Origin of the sequence: Murinocardiopsis flavida (genome assembly GCF_003014485.1) — a bacterium.
Classification (GTDB): Bacteria; Actinomycetota; Actinomycetes; order Streptosporangiales; family Streptosporangiaceae; genus Murinocardiopsis; species Murinocardiopsis flavida.
The window spans coordinates 54,240-77,616 of record NZ_PYGA01000017.1 but is presented as its reverse complement, the minus strand read 5'-3'; the positions used below and the strand labels follow the sequence as shown (position 1 = coordinate 77,616).

Sequence of the window (23,377 nt, the reverse complement as noted above, 5' to 3'; positions counted from 1 at the left end):
CTTGGATCGCGGAATTAGACCTCTTCGACGCTGCTCGGCTCGCGCCGACCCAGGTCGATTCCCAGTTCCTCCGCCGCGCGGAAAACGTCTTCATCGCTGTCGCGCATTTCGATGGACATGCCATCGCTGGACAGCACCTCAACGTTGAGACAGAGCGACTGCATCTCCTTGATGAGCACCTTGAAGGACTCGGGGATACCCGGCTCGGGGATGTTCTCGCCCTTGACGATCGCCTCGTAGACCTTGACCCGGCCCACCACGTCGTCGGACTTGATGGTCAGCAGCTCCTGAAGGGCATAGGCGGCGCCGTAGGCCTCCAGCGCCCACACCTCCATCTCGCCGAAGCGCTGCCCGCCGAACTGCGCCTTACCGCCCAGCGGCTGCTGGGTGATCATCGAGTACGGCCCGGTGGAACGCGCGTGGATCTTGTCGTCGACCAGGTGGTGCAGCTTCAGGAAGTAGGTGTAGCCCACCGCGATGGGCTCCTTGAACGGCTCGCCGGTGCGGCCGTCGAACAGCCGCGCCTTGCCGGCCGGGTTGATCATGATGTCGCCGTCGGAGTCGGGACTGATGGAGGCCAGCAGGCCGCCGATCTCGTCCTCGCGCAGGCCGTCGAACACCGGGGTGGCCACCCTGCTGTCGGCCGGGGCTTCGTCGGCCCCGATGCTGCGCAGGGAGTCCTTCCACGGGGCGTCGTCGCCTTCGACCTTCCAGCCGTTCTTGGCGAGCCACCCCAAATGGATCTCCAGGATCTGACCCACGTTCATCCGCCCCGGCACACCCAGCGGATTCAGCACGATGTCGACCGGCGTCCCGTCCTCCAGGAACGGCATGTCCTCCTGCGGCAGGATCTTGGAGATCACACCCTTGTTGCCATGGCGCCCGGCCAGCTTGTCGCCATCGGTGATCTTGCGCTTCTGCGCCACATACACCCGCACCAGCTCGTTCACCCCCGGAGGCAGCTCGTCGCCCTCCTCCCGGCTGAACACCCGCACTCCGATGACCTTGCCCGACTCACCGTGCGGCACCTTCAACGACGTGTCGCGCACCTCGCGCGCCTTCTCCCCGAAGATCGCCCGCAGCAACCGCTCCTCCGGCGTCAGCTCGGTCTCCCCCTTCGGGGTCACCTTGCCCACCAGGATGTCGCCGTCGATCACCTCGGCCCCGATCCGGATGATGCCCCGGTCGTCCAGGTCGGCCAGGACCTCCTCGCTCACATTCGGGATCTCCCGCGTGATCTCCTCCGGCCCCAGCTTGGTGTCGCGCGCATCGACCTCGTGCTCCTCGATGTGGATCGAGGACAGAACATCGTCCTGCACGATGCGCTGCGACAGCACGATCGCGTCCTCGTAGTTGTGGCCCTCCCACGACATGTAGGCCACCAGCAGGTTCTTGCCCAGCGACATCTCACCGAGATCGGTCGAGGGCCCATCGGCCAGCACCTGCTCGGCCCCGACCCGCTGGCCCTCGTCCACGATCGGGCGCTGGTTGAAGCACGTGCCCTGGTTGGTCCGGCGGAACTTGCCCACCCGGTAGGTCGTGCGCGTGCCGTCATCGGCCATCACCGTGATGTAGTCGGCGGTGACGTCCTCGACCACCCCGGCCTTCTCGGCCAGGATCACATCGCCCGCGTCGGTGGCCGCGCGGTACTCCATCCCGGTGCCCACGAACGGCGACTCCGCCCGCAGCAGCGGCACCGCCTGGCGCTGCATGTTGGAGCCCATGAGCGCCCGGTTGGCGTCGTCGTGCTCCAGGAACGGGATCATCGCGGTCGCCACCGACACCATCTGCCGCGGCGAGATGTCCATGAAGTCGACTTCGCTCTTGACGACGGCCTCGAACTCGCCGCCCTTGCGGCGGACCAGGACGCGGTCGTCGGTGAACGAGCCGTCGGCGCTGACGGGGGTGTTGGCCTGCGCGATGACGAAGCGGTCCTCTTCGTCGGCGGTGAGGTAGCGGATCTCGTCGGTCAGGACCCCGTTGGTGACCTTGCGGTAGGGGGTCTCGACGAAGCCGAAGGAGTTGACCCGGCCGTAGGCGGCGAGCGAGCCGATCAGGCCGATGTTGGGGCCCTCAGGGGTCTCGATCGGGCACATGCGGCCGTAGTGCGAGGGGTGGACGTCGCGCACCTCGAAGCCGGCGCGCTCACGCGACAGCCCGCCCGGGCCCAGCGCCGAGAGGCGGCGCTTGTGGGTGAGCCCGGCCAGCGGGTTGGTCTGGTCCATGAACTGCGACAGCTGGCTGGTGCCGAAGAACTCCTTGATGGAGGCCACGACCGGCCGGATGTTGATCAGGGTCTGCGGCGTGATGGCCTCGACGTCCTGGGTGGTCATGCGCTCGCGCACGACCCGCTCCATGCGCGCCAGCCCCAACCGCACCTGGTTCTGGATCAGCTCGCCGACGGTCCGCAGGCGGCGGTTGCCGAAGTGGTCGATGTCGTCGGTCTCGATCGGGAACGCCCCGTGCGGACGCTCCAGCTCGATCTCGCCGGCGTGCAGCCGCACGATGTAGTCGACCGTGGCGACGATGTCCTCTTCGGTCAGCGTGCCCTGCGTGTACTCCGCCTCCAGCCCCAACTTCTTGTTGATCTTGTAGCGGCCGACCTTCGCCAGGTCATAGCGCTTGGGATTGAAGTACAGGTTCTCCAGCAGGGTCTGCGCCGACTCCTTCGTGGGCGGCTCCCCCGGACGCAGCTTGCGGTAGATGTCCAGCAGCGCGTCGTCGGTCCCGGCCGTGGGGTCCTTCTCCAGCGTGTTGCGGATCGACTCGTACTGGCCGAACCGCTCCAGGATCTGATCGGTGGTCCAGCCCAGCGCCTTGAGCAGCACGGTCACGCCCTGCTTGCGCTTGCGGTCGATACGGACCCCGACGAAGTCGCGCTTGTCGACCTCGAACTCCAGCCACGCCCCGCGCGAGGGGATGACCTTGCACCCGTACAGGTCCTTGTCGGAGGTCTTGTCGACCTGGCGGTCGAAGTACACACCGGGCGAGCGCACGAGCTGGGACACCACGACCCGCTCGGTGCCGTTGATGATGAAGGTGCCCTTGACGGTCATGAGCGGGAAGTCGCCCATGAACACCGTCTGGCTCTTGATCTCACCGGTGTCGTTGTTGATGAACTCCGCCGTGACGAACATCGGCGCGGAGTACGTCATGTCCTTGTCCTTGCACTCCTCTTCGGAGTACTTGGGCGGCTCGAACCGATGGTCGCGGAACGACAGCGACATCGTGCCCGAGAAGTCCTCGATGGGACTGATCTCCTCGAAGATCTCTTCGAGGCCGGACTGCTCCGGAACGTCCTTGCGGCCTGCGTTACGGGCCACCTCAACTCGGGTACGCCACTTCTCGTTACCGAGGAGCCAGTCGAAGGACTCGGTTTGCAGGGCGAGAAGATTCGGGACTTCGAGTGGTTCCTGAATGCGAGCGAAAGAAACGCGGTTCGGACCAAGGGCGTTAGCGGAGGCGTTGCGCGAGGCTGCCAACAGGGGTCCTTCCGAAGGCTTGTGGCGGTTGATGCGCGCGCACGCCGGACGACTCAAGGGACGACGATGGACCACTCGGGTGAGTCGATGGTCGGTCCTCGCCGGGAACCCGCGCGTACTGGCCTATTCAGGGAAGAATCGGACGCGGTATGCGGGTTCGAACACAGAAGTCGCCAATGGGCAGCGCAAAAGGGCAGTGTAGCCCAATACTACACCGCTGTCCAACACCCTGCCCCTGAGCCACTCACGACACCACGCAGCATCGCCCCAACGATCGGATCCGTCAAGCCCGCACGGGCCATCCTGGGCGATTCGCCACCCGTGAGAGGACCCACACACCCGAACGAGTGTGAGCGAGCCGACACCTGGGCATGATGTTTCAGTCAAGGACCTGTAAAGCGGTGCCCGGCGGGCGGCCCGGAGGCCGCCCGCCCACGGCGATCAACCGCGGCGACTACCGCGGCTCGGCCCACGACCGCAGCACCTTGGCGATCTCCTCGACCTCCGAGAGCGTCCCGTCGGCCACGGAGATCATGAAGTCGTATGCATCGTCTTCGGCAGGGCCGATCTGCACGCCGTTCACCCGCAGGAAGACGTCGGTCGCCGTCCAGGCGAGGCGCTTGTTCCCGTCATAGAGCGGGCGGTTGAGGGCAATCGAGTGGAGCAGCGCGGCGGCCTTGGTGAAGAGGTCCGGGTACAGCTCCCGCCCGAACATCTCCGACTGCGGCCGGTGCACCGCGGAATCGAGCAGGCCCAGATCGCGCACCGACGGAGTCTCGCCGACCGCGGCCTCCGCAACGGAGAGGACCTGTTCCAACGACAGGTAGGCGGTCATTCGCCGAGCCTTCGCAGCAGAGGCGCCCACGTGCGAACGCTCTCCTCGGTGGCCTGCCGGATCTGGTCGTCGGCACTCCGCCGCGCCACGTACTCCTCGATCGCGGCCTTGGCGACCTGCTGCATGCTGCGGCCCTCGGCCTCGGCCTGCTTGCGCAGCGACTCGGTCTCACGGTCGGTCAAACGCAGTGTCATCGCCATACTCCCTACTCTAGGCCGGGTGACACCACAGTGATACCGCCTGCCGCGATCGGCTGCCAGGCGTTCTCCACAGGACCGTGCGACCTGCGGCAACGCAAGGAGGCGGCCACCCCGATGGGGTGGCCGCCTCCTTGGCGGTCGGCTGATGCGACTACTTCAGGGTCACGGTGGCGCCGGCGCCCTCAAGGGCGTCCTTCGCCTTCTCCGCGTTCTCCTTGCTGACGGCTTCGAGCAGCGCCTTGGGGGCGTTGTCGACCAGGTCCTTGGCTTCCTTCAGGCCCAGGCTCGTGATGCCGCGGACCTCCTTGATGACCTGGATCTTCTTGTCGCCGGCCGATTCGAGGACGACGTCGAACTCGCTCTGCTCCTCGACCTCCTCCGCGGCGGCGGCCGGGGCGGCGGCCACGGCGGCGGCCGGGGCGGCGGCGGTGACGTCGAACTTGTCCTCGAACAGCTTCACGAACTCCGAGAGCTCGAGGAGGGTCATCTCCTCGAACGCGCCGAGCAGCTCTTCGGTGCTGAGCTTCGCCATGGTTGCGATCCCTCTTTCTCTTCCGGCGCGCCGCCCTGCGGCCGCGCACCGATTCGTCCTTGCCCAACGGCGGGTGTCGAGCCCGCCGGCCGTGCGGCGTCGGCGCACGTGCGCCGACGCGGTGTCGAACGTGTAACTAGGCGTCCGCTCGCTTGTCGGCCAGCGCCTGGGCCAGTCGCACGGTCTTGGACGGCAGCGCCTGGAAGACGGCTGCGGCCTGACCCTGCTTGGCCTTGAGCGCTCCGGCCAGCTTCGAGAGGAGCACCTCGCGGGACTCAAGATCGGCCAGCTTGGTGATCTGCTCGGGGCTCATCGACTTGCCGTCGATCACACCGCCCTTGATCACCAGCGGCGGGTTCGCCTTGGAGAAGTCACGCAGGCCCTTTGCGGCCTCGATCACGTCGCCCCTGACGAAGGCGATGGCGGAGGGGCCCTCGAACAGGTCGACGACCTGCTGGTCGAGACCGGCCTCCGTGGCGGCGATCTTGGTGAGCGTGTTCTTCACAACGCGGAACCGCGCGTTCTGGCCGAGGCTGCGGCGCAGTGCGGAGACCTGCGCGACAGTGAGCCCACGGTATTCGGTCAGCACAGCGCCCTGCGAACTCTGGAATTCCTCCTTGAGTTCGGCGACAGCGGCTGCCTTGTCCGGCCTCGCCATGGGTCTCCTTCCAACAGTGAACACCGGTGATTGCCAAGGGGTCTCACGAACGGTCCACGGCGTCGGAAGCGAGGTTCGTCTGCGCATGAAAAGAGCCCCGGCGCAGGCGCACGGGGCTTATCGCGGCACAATGCCCGAAGCGGCACAGACCACGGAAGAAGCTCGCATCAAACCTGCGCGGGCCGCCCATTCGCGATGGGACCTTAGGCCACCCGTATGGGTGGCGACCGGCGGTCTTCGGCAGTTTCCAATACTACCCCAGGCAGGGAGTGCGAACTCCCGGCCGGTGCCGGGCCGACCGGCCCGGCACCGCGGTCGGCGCCCGGCTCAGTAGCCGCCGGGGTCGGGGATGTCCGGCGCGCCGCCGCCCCCGCCGAGCATGTCGTCCATGTCCTTGACCTCGCTGGGGTCGGGGTACTGGATGTCGACCGGCTCGTTGAAGCTCGTGAACGTGAGGGTGGTGTCCACGGTGTCGCCCGCGCTGCTGGTGACCTTGCGCGGCAGCTGGTCGTCGCCGACCCAGGCCTCGAAGTCGATCTTGTCGACGCCGGCCTTGTCGTAGACCTGCCTGGCTGCGTCCTTGGCCTCGGTGTCCTGGATCTGCTCCAGCGCCTGGTCGATGGTGTAGGAGCCCTTGTACTTGGTGGTCGAGACCCCGCCGACGTCCTCGCTGCCGACCTCCTCGACGTTGTCGCCCGCGAGGAGCTTCTCGACCTCGGCGATCGGGTCCTGCGACTGGTTCATGGCCTGCTCACCGGAGCCGCCGGCGCGCATCCAGCCGCCGCCCATGGCGGGGTCGGCCTCCATCAGGATCTCCGAACCGCGCATCAGCACGGTGTTCTCCTGACCGGCCATGTCCATGCTCATCTTGTAGGTCGGCTCGGGCTTCGCCGTGAACTCGATGTCGCTGGTGATGTCCATGGACTCCCCGCCCATCGACCCCGCCATGCTCATCTCCGCCTGGTAGGTCTCGACCTCGCGCGTCTTGTCGACGACCTTGTCGATGACCTCCGTGACGCTCGGACCCCCGCCCAGGCCGCCGCCCCCCGCCGCTCCCGGCATCGCGGCGCAGCCCGTGGCGGCGAGCGCCAGGCCGACACCTGCCAGGGTGCCTGTGATCTTCCGCAGCATCGAAATCGTTCTCCACTCCCAGTCTGAAGGGGTTGTGCCCTGGTGTGACGGAACGGGCGGGCGCCCGGTTCCCGATTCCGGGAGGAACGCCGCAAGCGGCCGACCGGCGGGTCAGGACGGCGCACACGCAAAGGGGCGCCCCCGCCGTGCGGCGGGGGCGCCCCTCCTCGTCGTGCTTTGCGTCCTGCGGCTTGCTCTAGGCAGCGGTGAGGTTGCGCGTGACGTTGGGGTCGACGGGGATGCCGGGGCCCATCGTGGTGGCCAGGTTCGCCTTCTTGATGTAGCGGCCCTTGGCCGCCGACGGCTTGAGGCGCTGCACCTCTTCGAGCGCGGCCTGGTAGTTCTCCAGCAGCTGCTGGTCGCCGAAGGACGCCTTGCCGATGATGAAGTGCAGGTTCCCGTGCCGGTCGACGCGGAACTCGATCTTGCCGCCCTTGATCTCGGTGACGGCGCGTGCGACATCAGGGGTCACGGTGCCGGTCTTCGGGTTCGGCATCAGGCCGCGAGGCCCGAGCACGCGGCCCAGCCGGCCGACCTTGCCCATGAGGTCGGGGGTCGCCACAACGGCGTCGAAGTCGAGGAAGCCCTTCTGGATCTCCTCGACGAGGTCGTCGTCGCCGACGAAGTCGGCGCCGGCGGCCTTCGCCTCCTCCGCACGCTCACCGGTGGCGAAGACCAGGACCCGAGCGGTCTTGCCGGTGCCGTGCGGCAGGTTGACGGTGCCGCGGACCATCTGGTCGGCCTTGCGCGGGTCGACGCCCAGGCGCAGGGCCACCTCGACGGTGGGGTCGAACTTGGTGGCGACGTTGGCCTTCGCGAGCTGCACGGCCTCGGCGGGCGTGTACAGGCGGGTGCGGTCGACCCGCTCCTCGGCGTTGCGGTAGCTCTTGCTGCGCTTCACGGGATCTCCTGATGTGTTCAAGGATTGTGGTTCTCGGGCCAGCGCTCGGCCCTGCCACGGAACTGACGGTGCCGCGAGGGGCTACTTGATGGTGATGCCCATGGAGCGGGCGGTCCCGGAGACGATCTTCTCGGCGGCCGCGAGGTCGCCGGTGTTGAGGTCGGGCAGCTTGGTCTGCGCGATCTCACGCACCTGGTCGCTCGTGATGGACCCCGCGGTGGTGCGGTTGGGGTCGGTGGAGCCCTTCTCCAGGCCGGCGGCCTTGAGGATCAGCTTCGGCGCCGGGGGCGTCTTGGTGATGAAGCTGAAGGAGCGGTCCTCGTAGATGCTGATCTCGACGGGGATGACGCTGCCGCGCTGCGCCTCGGTGGCGGCGTTGTACTGCTTGCAGAAGTCCATGATGTTGACGCCGTGCGGGCCGAGCGCGGTACCGACGGGCGGTGCCGGTGTGGCCTGCCCTGCGGGCAACTGCACCTTCACCAGGGCGGCAAGCTTCTTCTTCGGAGGCATTTCGGGTCCTTTGCCTGTTCTCACTACTCGGATGGGTTCCACGCCACCGGGCGGGGGCGGCGCGCGAATGCGGCCGGTCCCCGGTGGTGACGGACGCGGTGGCCCCCGAGTGCGGGGTGCCGCGGCACGTGCCCGCCGGAACCCGGGCGGGGCACGCGATAAAGCCCCGCACGGGCGGGGCGCGACGGGCCCGCCGCAAAGGGCGGACCCGTCAAGTCTACGCGACGCTCAGATCTTGGAGACCTGGTTGAACGCCAGCTCCACCGGGGTCTCCCTGCCGAAGATCGACACCAGCACCTTGAGCTTCTGGGTGTCGGGGTTGATCTCGCTGACAGTGGCGGGAAGCGTGGCGAACGGGCCCTCCATGACCGTGACGGACTCGCCGATGTCGTAGGCGACGTCGCTGCGGGCCTCCGACTCCTTCTTCTGGGCCGGCGCGGCTTCGTCCTCCTCGACCTCGGGAGCCAGGAGGTCGGCGACCTCCTGCACGCTCAGCGGGGCGGGGCGGTTGGACAGGCCGACGAACCCGGTGACACCGGGGGTGTTGCGGACCGCGGCCCAGGACTCGTCGGTGAGCTCCATGCGGACGAGGACGTAGCCGGGGAGCACCTTCTCGGTGACGAGCTGGCGCTTACCGCTCTTGACCTCGGTGACCTCCTGCGTGGGCACCTCGACCTGGAAGATGTAGTCCTCCATGTTGAGGGACTGGGTGCGGCTCTCGACGTTGGCCTTCACCCGGTTCTCGTAGCCCGCGTAGGTGTGCACGACGTACCAGTCGCCCGGCAGCAGGCGGAGTTCGAGCTTGAACTCCTCGACGGGGTCGAGCTTGGGCGGGCCGGCTTCGGCGTCGCCTGCCTCGGGGTCGTCGGCCTCGGCGTCACCTGCCTCAGCGGTCTCGGACTCCTCGGCGGTCTCGGCCGCTTCGCCGGACGCGTCGGGATCGGACTGCTCGTCCTGCTCCTCGGATTCCGCGGACTCCTCGGACCCGGTGGTCTCTTCGGTCCCGGCGGTGTCGTCCTCGGCCTGCTCGTCGGTCTCAGCCGACCCGGTGCCGGCCTCGGCGGCGTCGTCAGCAGCCTGCTCGGCACGCGGACCGGTCTCGTCCTCCGACGACTGATCCCGCTCCTCAGTGGGCCGGTCGTCAGAGGTCAGTGGGGACTCGGACACGGCTGCTCTTTCTCTCGTCGGGTACGCACTCGTGGTCGGCCGACATCGCGGAACAACGGTGTCGGCACCACTATCCTGCCCAGCTTACGGTCTCGCCGCATCGCACCGGACCATGGCGCGGTCGGGGCAGCGGGGCGGTTCGAGTGCGGATACGGCGGATCAGCCGCCGCCGGGCGCTCCGCCGGGCATGCCGCCGCCACCGCCGCTGCCGCCACCGCCGAGCGTGGAGTAGAGCCAGGTGACCGCCTCGCCGACACCGAGGTCGACGAGCGCGATGTAGCCGACCATGATCACGACGAAGACGATCACCACGATGGTGTAGGTGATGAGTTCGCGGCGCGTGGGCCAGCGGACCTTGCGGAGTTCGCCGACGACCTGCTTGGTGAAGGTCACCGGACCGGTACGACGCTTGCGCTCCTTCTCCGGCTTCGCGTCGGCGTCAGTCTGTGTCACCTGGAGGTCCTTAAAAGGTAGGCGATCTGGGTGGAAATACCCGGCCGACGGCCGATCGGCCGGGATCCCGATGCGCTGCTGCGCCGCATCAACGATGTGATATTGCAGGGCAGGAGGGACTCGAACCCCCAACCGCCGGTTTTGGAGACCGGTGCTCTACCAATTGAGCCACTGCCCTTCGGATGCCGCGGGCACCCCTTGTCCGTCCACCATAACCGCCAACGCGCGGTGCGGTGTACCGGTTCGGTCGCGCACTGCTGCGGGCCCCGGCCGGAATCGGACGCTGGGCAGTCTATGCCCAATCCCGATCGCGGACCAACCCGATACTCCGGGCACCGGCGCCGTGTCGCCGCCGCCACCGTGCAAGCATGGCCGCCATGACTGACCGACCCCGCATCTCCGCACGTATCGGCGGCATCTCCGAGTCGGCGACGCTCGCCGTCGACGCCAGGGCGAAGGCCATGAAGGCCGCCGGGCGCCCCGTCATCGGCTTCGGCGCGGGAGAGCCCGACTTCCCCACCCCGGCGCCCATTGTCGAAGCCGCCGCCGAGGCGTGCCGGGACCCCCGGAACCACCGGTACACCCCGGCCGGCGGGCTGCCCGAGCTCAAGGACGCCATCGCGGCGAAGACCCTGCGCGACTCCGGCTACCGGGTCGACCCCGGCCAGGTCCTGGTGACCAACGGCGGGAAGCAGGCCATCTACGAGGCGTTCGCCGCGCTGCTCGACCCCGGCGACGAGGTCATCGTGACCGCGCCGTTCTGGACCACCTACCCGGAGTCCATCCGCCTCGCCGGCGGCGTCCCGGTGTACGTCCGGACCGACGAGACCACCGGCTTCCAGGCGGACGTCGACCGATTGGAGGCGGCGCGCACGGAGCGGACCAAGGTCCTGCTGTTCGTCTCGCCGTCGAACCCGACCGGCGCCGTGTACGGCCCCGACCAGGTGCGCGAGATCGGGCGCTGGGCCGACTCCCACGGCCTGTGGGTGCTCACCGACGAGATCTACGAGCACCTGGTGTACGGGCACGCCGCGGTCACCTCCATGCCCGTCGCGGTGCCCGAGCTGGCGGACCGCACCGTCGTCGTGAACGGGGTCGCCAAGACCTACGCCATGACCGGCTGGCGCGTGGGCTGGCTCATCGGGCCCGAGGACGTCGTGCGGGCCGCGGGCAACCTCCAGTCGCACGCGACCTCCAACGTCGCCAATGTCGCGCAGCGGGCCGCGATCGCCGCGGTGGGCGGCGACCTCGCCGCGGTCCGCGAGATGCGCGACGCGTTCGACCGGCGGCGGCAGGCCATCGTCCGGCTGCTGAACGAGATCCCGGGTGTGCTCTGCCCGGAGCCGCAGGGCGCGTTCTACGCCTATCCGTCCGTCAAGGGCGTGCTCGGCAAGGAGATCAGGGGTGTGCGCCCGGCGAGCTCCGCCGCGCTCGCCGAGCTGATCCTGGAGCAGGCCGAGGTCGCCGTGGTCCCGGGTGAGGCGTTCGGCACACCCGGTTATCTGCGGCTGTCCTACGCGCTGAGCGACGCCGACCTCGCCGAGGGCGTCGGCCGCATCGCCGAACTGCTGCGCGAGGCCGTCTGAGCGGCGGCCGGGCGCCGTGATCCCCGCCGCCGCCCCGCAGCGCCGCGGGGCGGCTGCCGGGGGCGCCCTCCAGCGGCCGGGGACCCTTTTCCCGCACTCGGGACGACGGCGGCGCGGTCTTTGCGGCACCCTTGGGACATGTCACGCCCGATCGCCCGGCTGCCAAAGGCCCACCTGCACCTGCACTTCACCGGTTCCATGCGCCATTCGACGCTCGTGGAGCTCGCGGACCTGCACGGCACGCACCTCCCCCAAGCGCTGCTGGCCGAGTGGCCGCCCCGGCTCAGGGCCACCGACGAGCGCGGCTGGTTCCGCTTCCAGCGCCTCTACGACATCGCACGGTCGGTGCTGCGCACCCCGTCCGACATGTACCGGCTGCTGCGCGAGGCCGCCGAGGACGAGCGCGCGGCCGGTTCGGGGTGGCTGGAGATCCAGGTCGACCCCAGCGGGTACGCGGCGCGGTTCGACGGCCTCACCGCGACCCTCGACCTGGTCCTGGACGCCGCGCGCACGGCCGAGCGCGACACCGGGGTGGGGATCGGGATCGTCGTCGCCGCGAACCGCACCAAGCACGTCCTCGACGCCAAGGCGCTGGCGCGGCTCGCGGCGCAGTACGCCGGCCGCGGCGTCGTCGGGTTCGGCCTGAACAACGACGAGCGGCGCGGGCGCGCGCTGGAGTTCGAGGGCGCGTTCCGCATCGCCCGCAGGGCCGGGCTGCTCTCCGTGCCGCACGGCGGGGAGCTGCTGGGGGCCCGCAGCGTCCGCGAATGCCTCGACGACCTCGACGCGCACCGCATCGGGCACGGGGTCCGCGCCATCGAGGACCCCTACCTGGTCGAGCGGATCGCCACCCAGGAGGTCACGCTGGAGGTGTGCCCGACGTCCAACGCGAGTCTCGGTGTCGTGGACGACGTCGCCCACGTGCCGCTGCGCCGGCTGTTCGACGCCGGTGCGCCCATCGCCCTCGGGACGGACGACCCGCTGCTGTTCGGGCCGCGCCTCGCCGAGCAGTACGAGATCGCCCGCTCGGTGTTCGGGTTCTCCGACGCCGAACTCGCCGAACTCGCCCGCATGTCGGTGCGCGGCTCGGCCGTGCCGGAGTCGCGCGCCAAGGAGCTGCTGGCCGGGATCGACGCCTGGCTCGCGGCACCGCCCGAGTGACCCGCCCGCGGGTCAGGCCAGCAGCATGGCGACGCCCTGCCAGGTCATGACCGCGCCGACGGCGAAGAAGAGCACGGCGGCGCCGATGCTGATCGCGCGCTCGGGCAGCCTCTTGCCGAGGACCCGCCCCAGGACGATGGCGATCCCGTCGGCGAGCACCATGCCGACGGTCGACCCGATCCACACGGCGAGCCACGCCAGCGGCGTGCCCGAGTGGTTGGCGCCGACGGTGATGGTGGCGAGCATGGTCTTGTCGCCGAGTTCGGCGACGAAGAAGATCGTGGCGACCGTGATGACGCCGGACCGGATGCTCCGGGACGCCGCCCGCTCCTCGTCCTTGTCGGTGAGTTCGTCGCCGCGCAGCGTCCACGCTCCGAAGAACAGGAACGCGGCACCGGCGGCGAGGGTCACCCAGTCGGTGGGGATCGCGAGGCCGAGCACCTCGGCGATGAGCACGCTGACCCCGTGGACCGCGATGGTCGCGACGGTGACACCGATGAGCACGGTGCGCACCCGATAACGGGTCGCCAAGGACATGGCGACGAGCTGGGTCTTATCGCCCATTTCGGCGATGAATACCGCTGCGGTACTGAATCCGAGCGCTGCGAGGAATCCCACGGCGTCCTCCGTCCTTGTGGATCGGGACGAAGTGCACACGACACTTCGGCCCGGCATTGCCTGCCAGGCCGAAGGTCTCGTCCGCCCGAGCGGCCGCGGAAGAAGCGGCTGACCACCGGCGGGCTCATGCGACCGGGCCGCGCGCCGCCCGGATGCACCGGGCCGCGCCTATGGCCATTGTGTCGACCGCATGGATTGGGGACTACTCCCCCTCGACATTCCTCAGATTATCAGGAAAAAGGAACGGCGCAATTCATTGGCTTTCCATCGTTAATTATCAAGCCAATCGAATTCGAGAGTTGGGCGGGCCTGAAATAATTCTTTCGGCGCCGTTCAGAGGGACGTGCCCACCATGACGGGCTCGTTCACCAGGGTCACACCGAACGCCTCGGCAACCCCGGCGCGCACCGTCCGGGCGAGGTCGAGCAGGTCGGCGGTCGTGGCGCCGCCCGGGTTCGTGAGCGCGAGCGTGTGCTTGGTGGAGATGCGCGCCGGGCCGACGCTGAAGCCCTTGCGGAACCCGGCCTTCTCGATGAGCCAGGCGGCGGAGGTCTTGGTGCGCCCGTCGGGCACCGCGAAGCCGGGCGGCGGCAGGTCCGGGCCGAGGCGCTCGGCGGCGCGCTTGGTGAACTCGGTGAACTCGTCGGGGCCCAGGATGGGGTTGGTGAAGAACGACCCGGCGCTGCGGGTGTCGGGGTCGCCGGGGTCGAGCACCATGCCCTTGCCCTTGCGCAGTTCGAGGACTGCCGCGCGGGCGGCGGCCAGTGGCACCCGGTCGCCGGGCTCGACACCGAGGCGCCGGGCGAGTTCCGCATAGGCGATGGGCCGGCTCAGCGGGGAGCGGGTGAGGTCGAAGGCGACCTCGCAGACGATGAAGCGGTCGTCGCCCTTGAACGCGCTGTCGCGGTAGGCGAAGCCGCATTCGGCCCCGGTCAGCGTGCGCAGTTCCCCGGTGCGCCGGTCGTAGACGCGCACCGTGCTGATGGTCTCGCTGACGTCCTGGCCGTAGGCGCCGACGTTCTGGATGGGCGTGGAACCGACCCTGCCGGGGATGCCGGACAGGCACTCGATGCCGCTGAGACCCTCGGCGGTGCAGCGCTCGACCAGGGAGTCCCAGTCGACGCCGGCCTCGGCGGCGACCCGCACCGTGTCGCCCTCGCCCGGGGTGAACCGCACCCCCGGGGAGTCGACGTGGACGACCGTGCCGGGGAACCCGGAGTCGGCGATGACGAGGTTGCTGCCGCCGCCGAGGACCAGCAGCGGGATCCCCTCGGCGTCGGCGGCGCGCACGGCCGCGACGAGCGACTCGGTGTCGGACGCGCGCCGGAGGACCGCTGCGGGCCCTCCGAGTCGCAGCGTCGTGTAGTCGGAGAGGGGGACCTGGCGGGCGGTTGCTGACACGCGGTTCCTTCTCAGGCGAGGCGGACGACGGCCGTGGGGCGGGCCAGGACCTTGGCGCCGCCGGAGCGCGCCGTGAGGGCGACCTCGACCCGGTTGTCGTCGAGCTTCTTGCGCACCACACCGCTGACGGTGATCTCGGTGCCGGTGTCGTCGTCGGGGACCACCACGGGCGCGGAGAACCGCACCGAGTACTCCTCGACCGCACCGGGGTCGCCGGCCCAGTCGGTGATGAGCCGCCCGGCCTGCGCCATGGTGAACATGCCGTGCGCGATGACGTCGGGCAGCCCGACGGACTTGGCGACGCGGCCGCTCCAGTGGATCTCGTTGAAGTCGCCGGACGCCCCGGCGTAGCGGACGAGGTCGAGCCGGCGCACCGGGTACGACTGCTCCGGGATCTCGGTGCCGACCTCGACGTCGGCGTACTTGATGACGGCGGTCATGGGCGTCTCCCCGCTACTCGGAGCCCTGCGCGGCACCGCCGCGCACGACCATCATGTTGGACGCGGTGACGACGTGCTCACCGTCGACCGTGCTGATGTCGCTGTCGACGGTGAGCAGCTCGTTGCCGCCGAGCGCCTTGACGTCGCGGATGCGGGTGACGCAGGTGAGCACGTCGCCGGCCCGGACCGGGCGGGAGTGGCGGAAGCTCTGGTCGCCGTGGACCACACGCGAGTAGTCCAACCGCAGGTCGGGGTCGAACATGGCCTGCCCGGCGCCCTCCATCCCCATGACGATGGCGAAGGTCGGCGGGGCGATGACGTCGGGATACCCGGCGGCGCGCGCGGTGGCCGGGTCGCGGTACACCGGGTTGGCGTCGCCGATCGCGTCGGCGAACTCGCGGATCTTCACCCGGGTGACTTCGTACGGTTCAGGGGAGGTGTACTCCCGCCCCAGGAACTCGCGGTTGATCGCCATGGACTCCCTCTCACGACTGGCCCCGGGCCCGGGCGGCGACCGCGGGCAGGGCCCCGAACACACTAGTAGCCCAGAGAGCGCCGCGCGCTCACTGGGCTACTGCTGCGATGGGCACCGCACCGGACCCTCGGGCGCGCCGGTGCCGCGGCGAGACTAGCGGGTCTCTTTGTGCTCGCGGTGGGTGCGGCAGTTGGGGCAGAACTTCTTCAGCTCAAGCCGGTCGGGGTTGTTCCGACGGTTCTTGCGCGTGATGTAGTTGCGGTGCTTGCACTCCTGGCAGGCCAGGGTGATCTTCGGCCTCACGTCGGTGGCAGCCACGTCGGAGTGCCTTTCTCGCTGGAAAACCTTAGGACATATCCGCGCGGCGAAGATGCCGCGACACTCAAAAAGACCTGCGTGGACCCCTGACGAACTCGGCAGGGGTACGCGCAGGTAGTAGCGGAGGCCGGACTTGAACCGACGACACAGCGATTATGAGCCGCTTGCTCTACCGACTGAGCTACTCCGCCTCGTCGACCGGGTCCCCCGGGCGGCCTTTGCATGCTACCCGAACCCGATCCGACCGGCGAATGAGATTTCCGCCGGTCACCCACCTGAGTGGACCGGACCTCATCAAGTGGTGGAGCCCCTTTACGGAATCGAACCGTAGACCTTCTCCTTACCATGGAGACGCTCTGCCGACTGAGCTAAAGGGGCACGCTACTGCGGGCGGCACTTCCGTGCGGTGCTCCGCGCTGGCGTTGGACACGACTATACAGGTGTCGCGGGGTGCTCTGCCAAATCGAAATCCCCTCCGGCGGCAGGCTCATGCGGTGTCCTCGGTCACCCACACGTTCGACATCGCATCGCGGTGGATCGTGCGGATCCCGGCCGGCAGGCCGAGGCGCCGGATGGAGTCGGACAACCGGGTGTCGTGGGTGAACACGATGAGCTGGCGGTGCCGCCCCACCTCGGCCAGCACGGCCGCGAGCCCCTCGACCGTCTCGGTGTCCATGGCCTGCACCGGGTCGTCGAGCACCAGGAACCCGAACGGGTTCTCGGCGATGAGCGTGCGCGGCAGGCAGATCGACAGCGCGAGCGCCTGGAACTCGCCCTGGCTCAGCAGCCCGGGCGCGTTGCCGCCGGGATCGGAGCCGTCGACGCTCACATCGACCGCCACCCGCCGCTGCGCGCCCCTGCCCACCAGGCGCAGAGCGTCGAGATCGATGTGGCGCTCCTGGCGGAGCCGGTGCCAGACCTGCTCGGCCTGCGCCGACAGCGGGCGCAGGCGGTCGGCCCGGACCTGCCGGGCCGCCTCGGTGAACCATTCGAGCGCCTGCCCCGCGGGGGCGAGGGTCTGCCGGGCCCGCATGGCCGCGTGGGCGTCCTCGACCCACGCCGCGAGATCCTCGGCCGCCGACGACCAGCCCTCCGTGGGGTCGGCCAGACGCTCGGTCGCCGCCTTGCGCGCGCTGATGGCGGCCGAACGCAGCCTGCGGCCGACCGTCTCGATGTGGTCGGCCAGCTCGCGGAGGTCCGCGAGTTCACCGCCGGCGGCCCACTCGGCCCACAGCACGCCGAGGTCGCTGTCGGGCGGCAGCCAGGACGGCGGCGGCGCCACTAGGAACCGGGCCTGGTCGCGGGCCTTCTCGGCCCGTTCGTACGCCGACGACGCACTCGCAGCGAGAGTCCGCAGGGACGCGATCTCCGCCTCGGCGCGGCGCACCCACTGCGGCCCGATCGCGTCGGAGGTGCCGCACGTGGGGCAGTCCTGCTCCGCCGGGTGGCGGCGATGGTGCTCCAGCGCCGCTCCCAACAGCTCGACAAGGCCATGGGCGCGGTCGCCCTTGGTGCCCGCCGCCATGGCGAGCTCCATGGCGGCGCCCCGCAACTCGTTGACGACGTCGTTCAGCAGCGCCCGCTCCGGCACGGCGAGCCGCCGCAACCGCCGCAGGACCACCTGCGCCGCGGGATCGGCCGGCCCGTCGTCGGCCGCGATCGCCGCGACGCGGCCGAGATCGATCGACTGCGCGGTGAGCAGCTCCACAGCGGAACGCGCACGGGGATCGTCGTAGCCCCGCAACCGCTCGACCAGAAGAGGCAGCGCGCGGCTGGGCGCGTCCTGCTCCTTCGCCAGACGCTCACACGCCTTGGCGAGCCGCCGCTCCGCATCGGCCAACCCGGTGAGGCCCAGCAAACCCGTGAGAGTGTCGTACAGCTCCGCGGAGCGGCCATGCACCGCCCGCCCGAGCTCGTCATAGGACAGGAACGGGCGGTAGCGCACCAGTTCGGTGTCCCACCCCAGACTGCGCAGCGGCCCGGAGACACCGTCCGGGCCCACCACGCGGCCGCGCGCCGACCGCACACTCTCACCCGACCACGTGCGCGTGATGCGCGTCGGCGCGGAGTCGCCCGACAAGTGCAGATCGACCGCGATCTCCGTGCGGTCGTCGAAATGCAGATTCCGCCAGCCATCGCGCCACGCGGTGGGCATGGCATCCCACCGCAGATTGCGGCCCGTCAACGCCGCCTCGGCCGCCTCGGCGAAACTGGACTTCCCCGAACCGTTGCGGCCCACGATGACCGTGAGCCCCGGCCCCGGCGGGAACTCCAACGCCGCCGTACGACCGATACCGCGGAACCCCTGCACCTCGACCCTGCTGAGGAAACTGCGCCGAACCGCGACAGGCTCCGGAGCGGGGCCCGGCCGCGGCTCCGGCAGCGGGGCGTCATCGCCGTCGACGCACGACGCGACAGCGTCATCACCGAGCAGAGCCGCGACCGCCCAGCGGCGGGCCTCACCATCAAGAGGCGCCTCGGCCAGCCGCTCCTCAATAGAACGCTCAGGACGCGCCGGATCACCGCGCCGATTCGGAACCTGTCCGGCGAACGTTGCTGGGGCCGTCACCGTCACCACACCTGCTTCTGAGTCGATCTCGCCATTGCAGACTAGGACAGGTCATGCCAAACAAGTAGACCTGCTTCTTGGTCGCCGCGGCTACGGGGCGCTTCAGGCCGGTGCCTTCCCTCCTCGCTCGTCGCTCCCTCGTACCTCGGTCGCTCCTCGCTCGTCAGTCCAGACACCGGCGCGCCCCTCCACCGCGACTCCCGGAGACACCCCCTGGGAATGAGGTACAAAACCCCCTTGGGCGACCGGACTGATTACGCCTCGGGGACCGGCCTGCTTGGCCGGTCGTTGTGGCTCCGGTGCGGATCGATCGGGTCAGACGCCGAGGAGTTTGCGGCGGTTGCCGTCCCAGGTGAAGTGCAGGGTGGCGATCCCGGGCGACGCGGGGTCGCGCAGGCATTCGTAGATGTGCAGGCTCGGGACGCTGGCGAAGCAGCCCCACAGGCGTTCGGAGGTGAGCACGAAGTCGAGGTCGAGCTCGACGAGCAGGCCGAGGAGGCGGCCGTGGGTGGGCTCGTCGACCTTGGCGAAAGCATCGTCGAGGAGGATGAGGCGCGGCGCGTCGGGCGCGTGCTCCGCGAGGGAATCGAACTGCGCCGCCGCCGCGGCGAACAGCACCAGGTAGGCGATGACCCGCTGCTCGCCCTGGCTGAGCGCGGTGCGGTGGCTGAGCCTGCGCTCCCGCTCGGGGCGGGCGGTGTCGGTCACATAGACCGTGAAGGCGAACCAGGACCGGTAGTCGAGCGCCGAGCGGAGCTGGGCGCCGCCCGTGGCGGTGGGGTCGAGTCGGCGGATGGCCTCGATGCAGCGGCGCAGTGCGTCGCGCAGCCGGGTGGTCTCGACCCGGGTCCGCTGCTCTGCGGGGCGGTCCAGCAGCGGGACCACCGCGCGGATGTCCTCGTCGGCGTCCGGCGCGAGCCGCCAGTCGAGCCGCACGCCGAGCCCCTGGGAGGTGGTGACCTCGCCGAGGACCTCGTTCATGGTGGCGATGAGGGCGCGGGCCTGGTCGATCTGGCGGGACAGGTGGGCGGCGAGCTCGCCCAGCAGGTGGCGCTCGTACGCCTCCTCCTCGCGCCGCGCGGCCGTCTCCTCCGCTTGCGCGATGGCGTCGGTGAGCCGGTCGCCGAAGGCCGTGATGTCGTGCGTGCCGTCGTCGTCGTGGACGAGGAGCCGCTTGACCCCGGCCGGCTCGGTCAGCTCGGTGCGCGCGGCCGCGGCGCCGCCCTCGGCGAGCAGCCCGTGCAATTCCTCGCGGCGGCGCAGGATGCCGCTGTTGTCGATGTCGGCGGTCGCCTCGTCGGGCAGCGCGTCCTCGATGGCGGCGACGAGGGAGTCGAGCGCCCGCACCTGCTCGGCGAGGTCGGCCGGTTCGTCGGTGTCCGGCTCGGCCGCCGCCGTCTCGGGTGCGGCGGCGGCGAGCGACGCGGTCTTCTCGGGCAGGCCGGCCGCCGTGAGCAGGGCGGGGTCGGGCGCCCCGTCGGGGCCCGCCAGCATGGCGCGCAGCGGCGCGCCGGAGTCGAGCGCCCGCTGCGCCTGCGCCGCGCGCTCCGACACGCCGGTGTCGAGCCGGGTCTCGGCCGCGACCCTGTCGTCGCGGGCCTGCTGGGCGGCGCGCTCGACCGCGGGCAGGGCGTCGGCTGCCGTGTCGCGGCGGCCGCGGACCTCGCCGACGGCTGCCTCGATCTGCTCCGGCGCCGCTCCGCGCGCGCGGTCGGTGAGCTCGGTCTCGCGCCGGACGGTGATCATGTCGCTGATGGCGGCGGAGCGGGCGTCCTCCGCGAGGATCCGGTCGTCGCGGATCCGCTCCCACTCCTCGATGCGGGTGCGGTACTCAGCCAGGCGCAGGGCGAGCGATTCGAGGTCGCGGTGCGTCGCGCCGATCTCGGCGCGCAGCCGCCCGATCCCGGCGAGGACACCGGCGAGTTCGTCGGCCCCGGTGGGCAGGGTGTCGGGGTCGGCCTGGTCCGCGACGGCGCGGCGCAGGTCCAGGGCCGCTGTGCGGGCGGTCTCGGCGGCGCGCGCCGCGGTGGCGCGGTCGCGTTCGGCCTGCGACAGCCAGGTGCGCGCGGTGTCGAGCGCGGCCCAGCCCGAGAGCAGGTCGGCGCTCGACGGCACGGTGCGCGCGAGCCGGACGAGGGCGGCGTGGCGGCGTTCGATGTCGGCGCGCCGCTCCTCGGCCTCGGCGAGCAGCGCCTCGGCTATGGCGATGCGCCGGTCGACGTTGGCGAGCTGGCGCGCGTTGCCGCGCGTGCGCGCCTCCCTGCCGATGAACTCGGCGACGGTCTTGCTGTGCGCGCCCGACGCCACACCGAGCCGCCAGCGTCCGTCGGTGGCGACGGCGCAGGTACCCGAGGCGGGCGGCGCGCCGTCATCGGGGTCCAGCGCGATGGACGACAGCAGCGCGGCAACGGTGCGCTGGGTGACCCCGGACCCCGGCGGTTCGACGGGGTCGAGCAGGTCGGCGAGGGTGCGGCCGGTGAGCGGCTCGCCTGGGGCGAGGACGAGGTCGCGGGTCATCGGGTCGCGGACCCCGCCGTCGGCGCCGATCCAGCCGGACAGCAGCCCGCTGGCCTCCAGCGCCGCCTCGAGCCCGGCGCGGCGGGCGTCGCTGAGCCCGGGGGCGAACTCCAGGGCGAGGTAGAACGGGGCGCCCTTGGTGTGGTCGCGGTCGGCGGCGGCCCACGGCTGGACAGCGGGAACCGGGTCGACGCCGCTGCGCTTGCGCTCGGACAGCTCATCGAGTTCGGCGGCGAGCTCGCGCTCCTCGCTGACGGCGGTGTCGCGCCGCGAGCGCAGCTCGGTGAGGAGGGGGTCGACGGCGGCGTGCGCGTGCGCGGCGACGGACAGCGGCACATCGGGGTCGAGGACGCGCAGGGCGTCGTCGAGGGGAAGCTCGACGGAGGCCTCCAGCGCGTCGAGGCGCGGGGCGTCCTCCGCGGCGGCGCCCAGCTCGCCCGCCCAGGCGCGCACGGCGGCCGCGTACTCGGTGCCGGCCCGGCGCACGGTGTCGATGGCGACGGCCTCGCGCTCGCGGGCGCGTTCGAGTGCGGCGTCGCACCATTCGGCCTCGTCGGCGAGCGCGGTCTCGCGCCGCGCCGCGCGGTCGCGCGCGACGGCGCGCTCGTGCAGCTCCGACGCCGCGCGCCCGCGTTCGGCGGCGACGTCGTCGGCGCCGGTGAGGCGGTCGTGCAGTGCGCCGAGGGCGGTGCTAAGCGCGGCGGAGTCGATGCCGTGCACGGGGTCGCGCTCCACCGCCTCCTCAAGGCCTTCGAGGTTGACCCGGGTGGTGCTCTCGCGCGGCGCGAGTGTGGTGGGCACGGCCTGGGGGACCTGGCCGAGCAGGTCGGCGCCGATGCCGCAGTCGAGCGCCGTCTCGGCGAGGACGGCGTGCTCGCGCCCCAGCGCGGCGAGGCGGGACTCCAGGGCCGCGACGTCGGTGTCGAGCCGGGTCCTGGCGTCCTGCTCGGCGGTCAGGGCGTACCCGGCGCCGGCCCACGCGGATTCCGCGGCGCGGATGTAGGCGTTGACGGCGGCGTAGCGCGCCTCGCGCTCGCCGTCGCCGGGCGGCGCACCGCCGGGGCTGCTGGACGCCAGGGTGGCGGCGTCGGCGGCCGCGGTGTCGCGGCTGCGGCGCAGCCGGTCGCGCTCCTCCTGGACCTCGCCCTCCTCGGCGACGAGGTGGTCGAGCTCCTCGCTCAGCCGGGCGACCTCGGAGTCGCGCCGCCAATAGGCGTCGAGCTGCGCGCGCACCGCTGCGACCTGGTCGCGCAGGGTGCCGTGCAGGTAATGCCGGTAGTCGGCGAGGAAGTCGCCCACCTGCTCCTTCGCCGAGCGGAGGCTGCGCAACCGGTCGCGGGCGGAGTCGAGGTCGGAGATGTTGCGGGCGACCTGGTCGAGAACCGTCTCGTCCATGGGCGGCAGCGCCTCGGCGAGGACCGAGACGAGTTCGCCCGCTTCGAGGCGCTCGCCGATCGTGGGGCGGCGCAGCCGGTACAGCAGGTGCATCAGGTTGCGGTACCGCAGCGGGTCGTCCAGGCCGAACAGCTCGGCCATGACCCGGGCCCGGTAGGGCGCAGGGGTGTCGTAGCAGTTGTCGGGGCCGACCTCGGCGCGGAGCCGCTCGATGGGCATCGGGCGGCCGTCGTCGACCAGCCGGAGGTCCTCCCCGGGGCGGCGGTCGGTGACGAAGAAGACCGTTCGGGCGTCGGTGGCGCCGGGGACAGCGGTGACGGCGGCCCCGAGGGTGGTCCAGCGCGGTTCGCCGTCGGAGTCGCGCCCGGCGAACTCCACCCACAGGTAGCCCAGCGTCGCGGCGGAGCCGACGGTCGCGGGGGTGCGGCCGTCGAGCACCAGCCAGCGCAGGCTGGTGCGGCTCGTGCCGGTGGTGTCGAGCCGGCGGGCGTCGCCGTCGAGCAGGAACGGCAGCAGCATCTCCAGCGCCTTGGACTTCCCGGCGCCGTTGCGGCCGCGGAGCAGCAGGCGGCCGTCGGCGAAGCGGAAGACGTGGTCGTCGTACTGCCAGACGTTGTGGATACCGGCCCGGTTGAGGCGGCTGCGCCCGGGGCGCCGCCCGGCCTGCCGTGCGGGGTCGGCGGCGGGGGTGTCCGTCGCGGTGCCGACCGGTGACGGCGCTGCCTGCTCCGACGCCGGCGCGCCTGCGGTGGACGCGGCGACGGGGCCGGTCGTGGACCGGGCGGTGTCGTCTTGGGCCGTGCCCGTTTCGGAACTCTGTGCCACGCCTCGTCGCCTCGTTGGTGTGTCCCTATGGGGTGTGTTCGGTGGGATTCCCGGGCCGCCGGTGGCCCGCGGGGCTCCGCGCGATCCGGGGGGCCGCGGTCGGAGGCACCCTCCTTATTCTCCCGGATGTCCCGAGTGGCCCGGCGCATTGGGGCCGACCTGCGGATTTGTCGGCGCTATGGCCCGGTACCTGCGAAAACACC

The 23,377-nt window shown here is 70.8% G+C and carries 19 protein-coding genes and 3 tRNA genes; 2 read left to right on the top strand and 20 right to left on the bottom strand.

The window, feature by feature from the left end; genetic code table 11:
- Positions 1–14: 14 nt before the first annotated feature.
- From rpoB to CLV63_RS22340, 11 genes are all read right to left on the bottom strand, one after another.
- The gene (rpoB, locus tag CLV63_RS22390) at positions 15–3,482 is read right to left on the bottom strand and encodes a DNA-directed RNA polymerase subunit beta (RefSeq protein WP_106585151.1); all 3,468 of its coding nucleotides are present in this window, start codon (positions 3,480–3,482) and stop codon (positions 15–17) included.
- 454 nt (positions 3,483–3,936) lie between these two features.
- Positions 3,937–4,317: a type II toxin-antitoxin system death-on-curing family toxin gene (locus tag CLV63_RS22385; protein ID WP_106585150.1), complete on the bottom strand. Its 381-nt coding sequence runs from the start codon at positions 4,315–4,317 to the stop codon at positions 3,937–3,939.
- Positions 4,314–4,511 carry a ribbon-helix-helix protein, CopG family gene (locus CLV63_RS22380; RefSeq protein ID WP_211301421.1) on the bottom strand — a complete coding sequence of 66 codons (198 nt, stop codon included), beginning with the start codon at positions 4,509–4,511 and terminating at the stop codon, positions 4,314–4,316. Before CLV63_RS22380 ends, CLV63_RS22385 begins: the two co-directional genes overlap by 4 nt.
- A 157-nt stretch (positions 4,512–4,668) precedes the next feature.
- Positions 4,669–5,049: a 50S ribosomal protein L7/L12 gene (gene rplL / locus CLV63_RS22375; RefSeq protein ID WP_106585148.1), complete on the bottom strand. Its 381-nt coding sequence runs from the start codon at positions 5,047–5,049 to the stop codon at positions 4,669–4,671.
- Positions 5,050–5,185: 136 nt separating this feature from the next.
- The gene (gene rplJ / locus CLV63_RS22370; RefSeq protein WP_106585147.1) at positions 5,186–5,707 is read right to left on the bottom strand and encodes a 50S ribosomal protein L10; all 522 of its coding nucleotides are present in this window, start codon (positions 5,705–5,707) and stop codon (positions 5,186–5,188) included.
- A gap of 327 nt (positions 5,708–6,034) precedes the next feature.
- A complete protein-coding gene (locus CLV63_RS22365) occupies positions 6,035–6,838 on the bottom strand; it encodes a DUF6612 family protein (protein ID WP_106585146.1) in 804 nt (267 codons plus the stop codon).
- 196 nt (positions 6,839–7,034) lie between these two features.
- On the bottom strand, positions 7,035–7,739 hold the full coding sequence (rplA, locus tag CLV63_RS22360) for a 50S ribosomal protein L1 (protein ID WP_106585145.1): 705 nt from the start codon (positions 7,737–7,739) through the stop codon (positions 7,035–7,037).
- Positions 7,740–7,820: 81 nt separating this feature from the next.
- Positions 7,821–8,249, bottom strand: a complete 429-nt coding sequence (rplK, locus tag CLV63_RS22355; protein ID WP_106585144.1) for a 50S ribosomal protein L11 — start codon at positions 8,247–8,249, stop codon at positions 7,821–7,823.
- 228 nt (positions 8,250–8,477) lie between these two features.
- The gene (gene nusG, locus CLV63_RS22350; RefSeq protein WP_106585143.1) at positions 8,478–9,416 is read right to left on the bottom strand and encodes a transcription termination/antitermination protein NusG; all 939 of its coding nucleotides are present in this window, start codon (positions 9,414–9,416) and stop codon (positions 8,478–8,480) included.
- A 159-nt stretch (positions 9,417–9,575) separates the two neighbouring features.
- Entirely contained in the window at positions 9,576–9,869 is a 294-nt protein-coding gene (secE, locus tag CLV63_RS22345; RefSeq protein WP_106585142.1) for a preprotein translocase subunit SecE, read from the bottom strand.
- A gap of 105 nt (positions 9,870–9,974) precedes the next feature.
- Positions 9,975–10,047: transfer RNA gene (locus CLV63_RS22340), tRNA-Trp, on the bottom strand.
- 199 nt (positions 10,048–10,246) lie between these two features.
- Here CLV63_RS22340 and CLV63_RS22335 point away from each other — a divergent pair.
- Both CLV63_RS22335 and CLV63_RS22330 read left to right on the top strand, forming a co-directional pair.
- Positions 10,247–11,455, top strand: a complete 1,209-nt coding sequence (locus tag CLV63_RS22335) for a pyridoxal phosphate-dependent aminotransferase (RefSeq protein WP_106585256.1) — start codon at positions 10,247–10,249, stop codon at positions 11,453–11,455.
- Positions 11,456–11,593: 138 nt separating this feature from the next.
- A complete protein-coding gene (locus tag CLV63_RS22330; RefSeq protein ID WP_106585141.1) occupies positions 11,594–12,616 on the top strand; it encodes an adenosine deaminase in 1,023 nt (340 codons plus the stop codon).
- 12 nt (positions 12,617–12,628) lie between these two features.
- Here the strand turns inward: CLV63_RS22330 and CLV63_RS22325 are convergent, their stop codons facing one another.
- The 9 genes from CLV63_RS22325 to CLV63_RS22285 form a co-directional block, all read right to left on the bottom strand.
- Positions 12,629–13,234 (bottom strand): TMEM165/GDT1 family protein, encoded by a 606-nt coding sequence (locus tag CLV63_RS22325; RefSeq protein ID WP_281260754.1) that lies wholly within the window; start codon positions 13,232–13,234, stop codon positions 12,629–12,631.
- A gap of 333 nt (positions 13,235–13,567) precedes the next feature.
- Positions 13,568–14,635, bottom strand: coding sequence for a UDP-N-acetylmuramate dehydrogenase (locus CLV63_RS22320; protein WP_106585139.1), 1,068 nt, complete (start codon positions 14,633–14,635; stop codon positions 13,568–13,570).
- Between the two features lie 11 nt (positions 14,636–14,646).
- Positions 14,647–15,075 (bottom strand): MaoC family dehydratase, encoded by a 429-nt coding sequence (locus CLV63_RS22315; protein ID WP_106585138.1) that lies wholly within the window; start codon positions 15,073–15,075, stop codon positions 14,647–14,649.
- Positions 15,076–15,088: 13 nt separating this feature from the next.
- Complete coding sequence (locus CLV63_RS22310; RefSeq protein WP_106585137.1) at positions 15,089–15,550, bottom strand: MaoC family dehydratase N-terminal domain-containing protein; 462 nt, start codon at positions 15,548–15,550, stop codon at positions 15,089–15,091.
- A 153-nt stretch (positions 15,551–15,703) separates the two neighbouring features.
- On the bottom strand, positions 15,704–15,868 hold the full coding sequence (gene rpmG, locus CLV63_RS22305; RefSeq protein ID WP_106585136.1) for a 50S ribosomal protein L33: 165 nt from the start codon (positions 15,866–15,868) through the stop codon (positions 15,704–15,706).
- A 118-nt stretch (positions 15,869–15,986) separates the two neighbouring features.
- Positions 15,987–16,059: transfer RNA gene (locus tag CLV63_RS22300), tRNA-Met, on the bottom strand.
- Between the two features lie 111 nt (positions 16,060–16,170).
- Positions 16,171–16,246, bottom strand: a tRNA-Thr gene (locus tag CLV63_RS22295).
- A gap of 109 nt (positions 16,247–16,355) precedes the next feature.
- Complete coding sequence (locus CLV63_RS22290) at positions 16,356–18,437, bottom strand: AAA family ATPase (RefSeq protein WP_394339799.1); 2,082 nt, start codon at positions 18,435–18,437, stop codon at positions 16,356–16,358.
- Positions 18,438–18,752: 315 nt separating this feature from the next.
- A complete protein-coding gene (locus tag CLV63_RS22285) occupies positions 18,753–23,174 on the bottom strand; it encodes a TIGR02680 family protein (RefSeq protein ID WP_106585135.1) in 4,422 nt (1,473 codons plus the stop codon).
- Positions 23,175–23,377 lie beyond the last annotated feature (203 nt).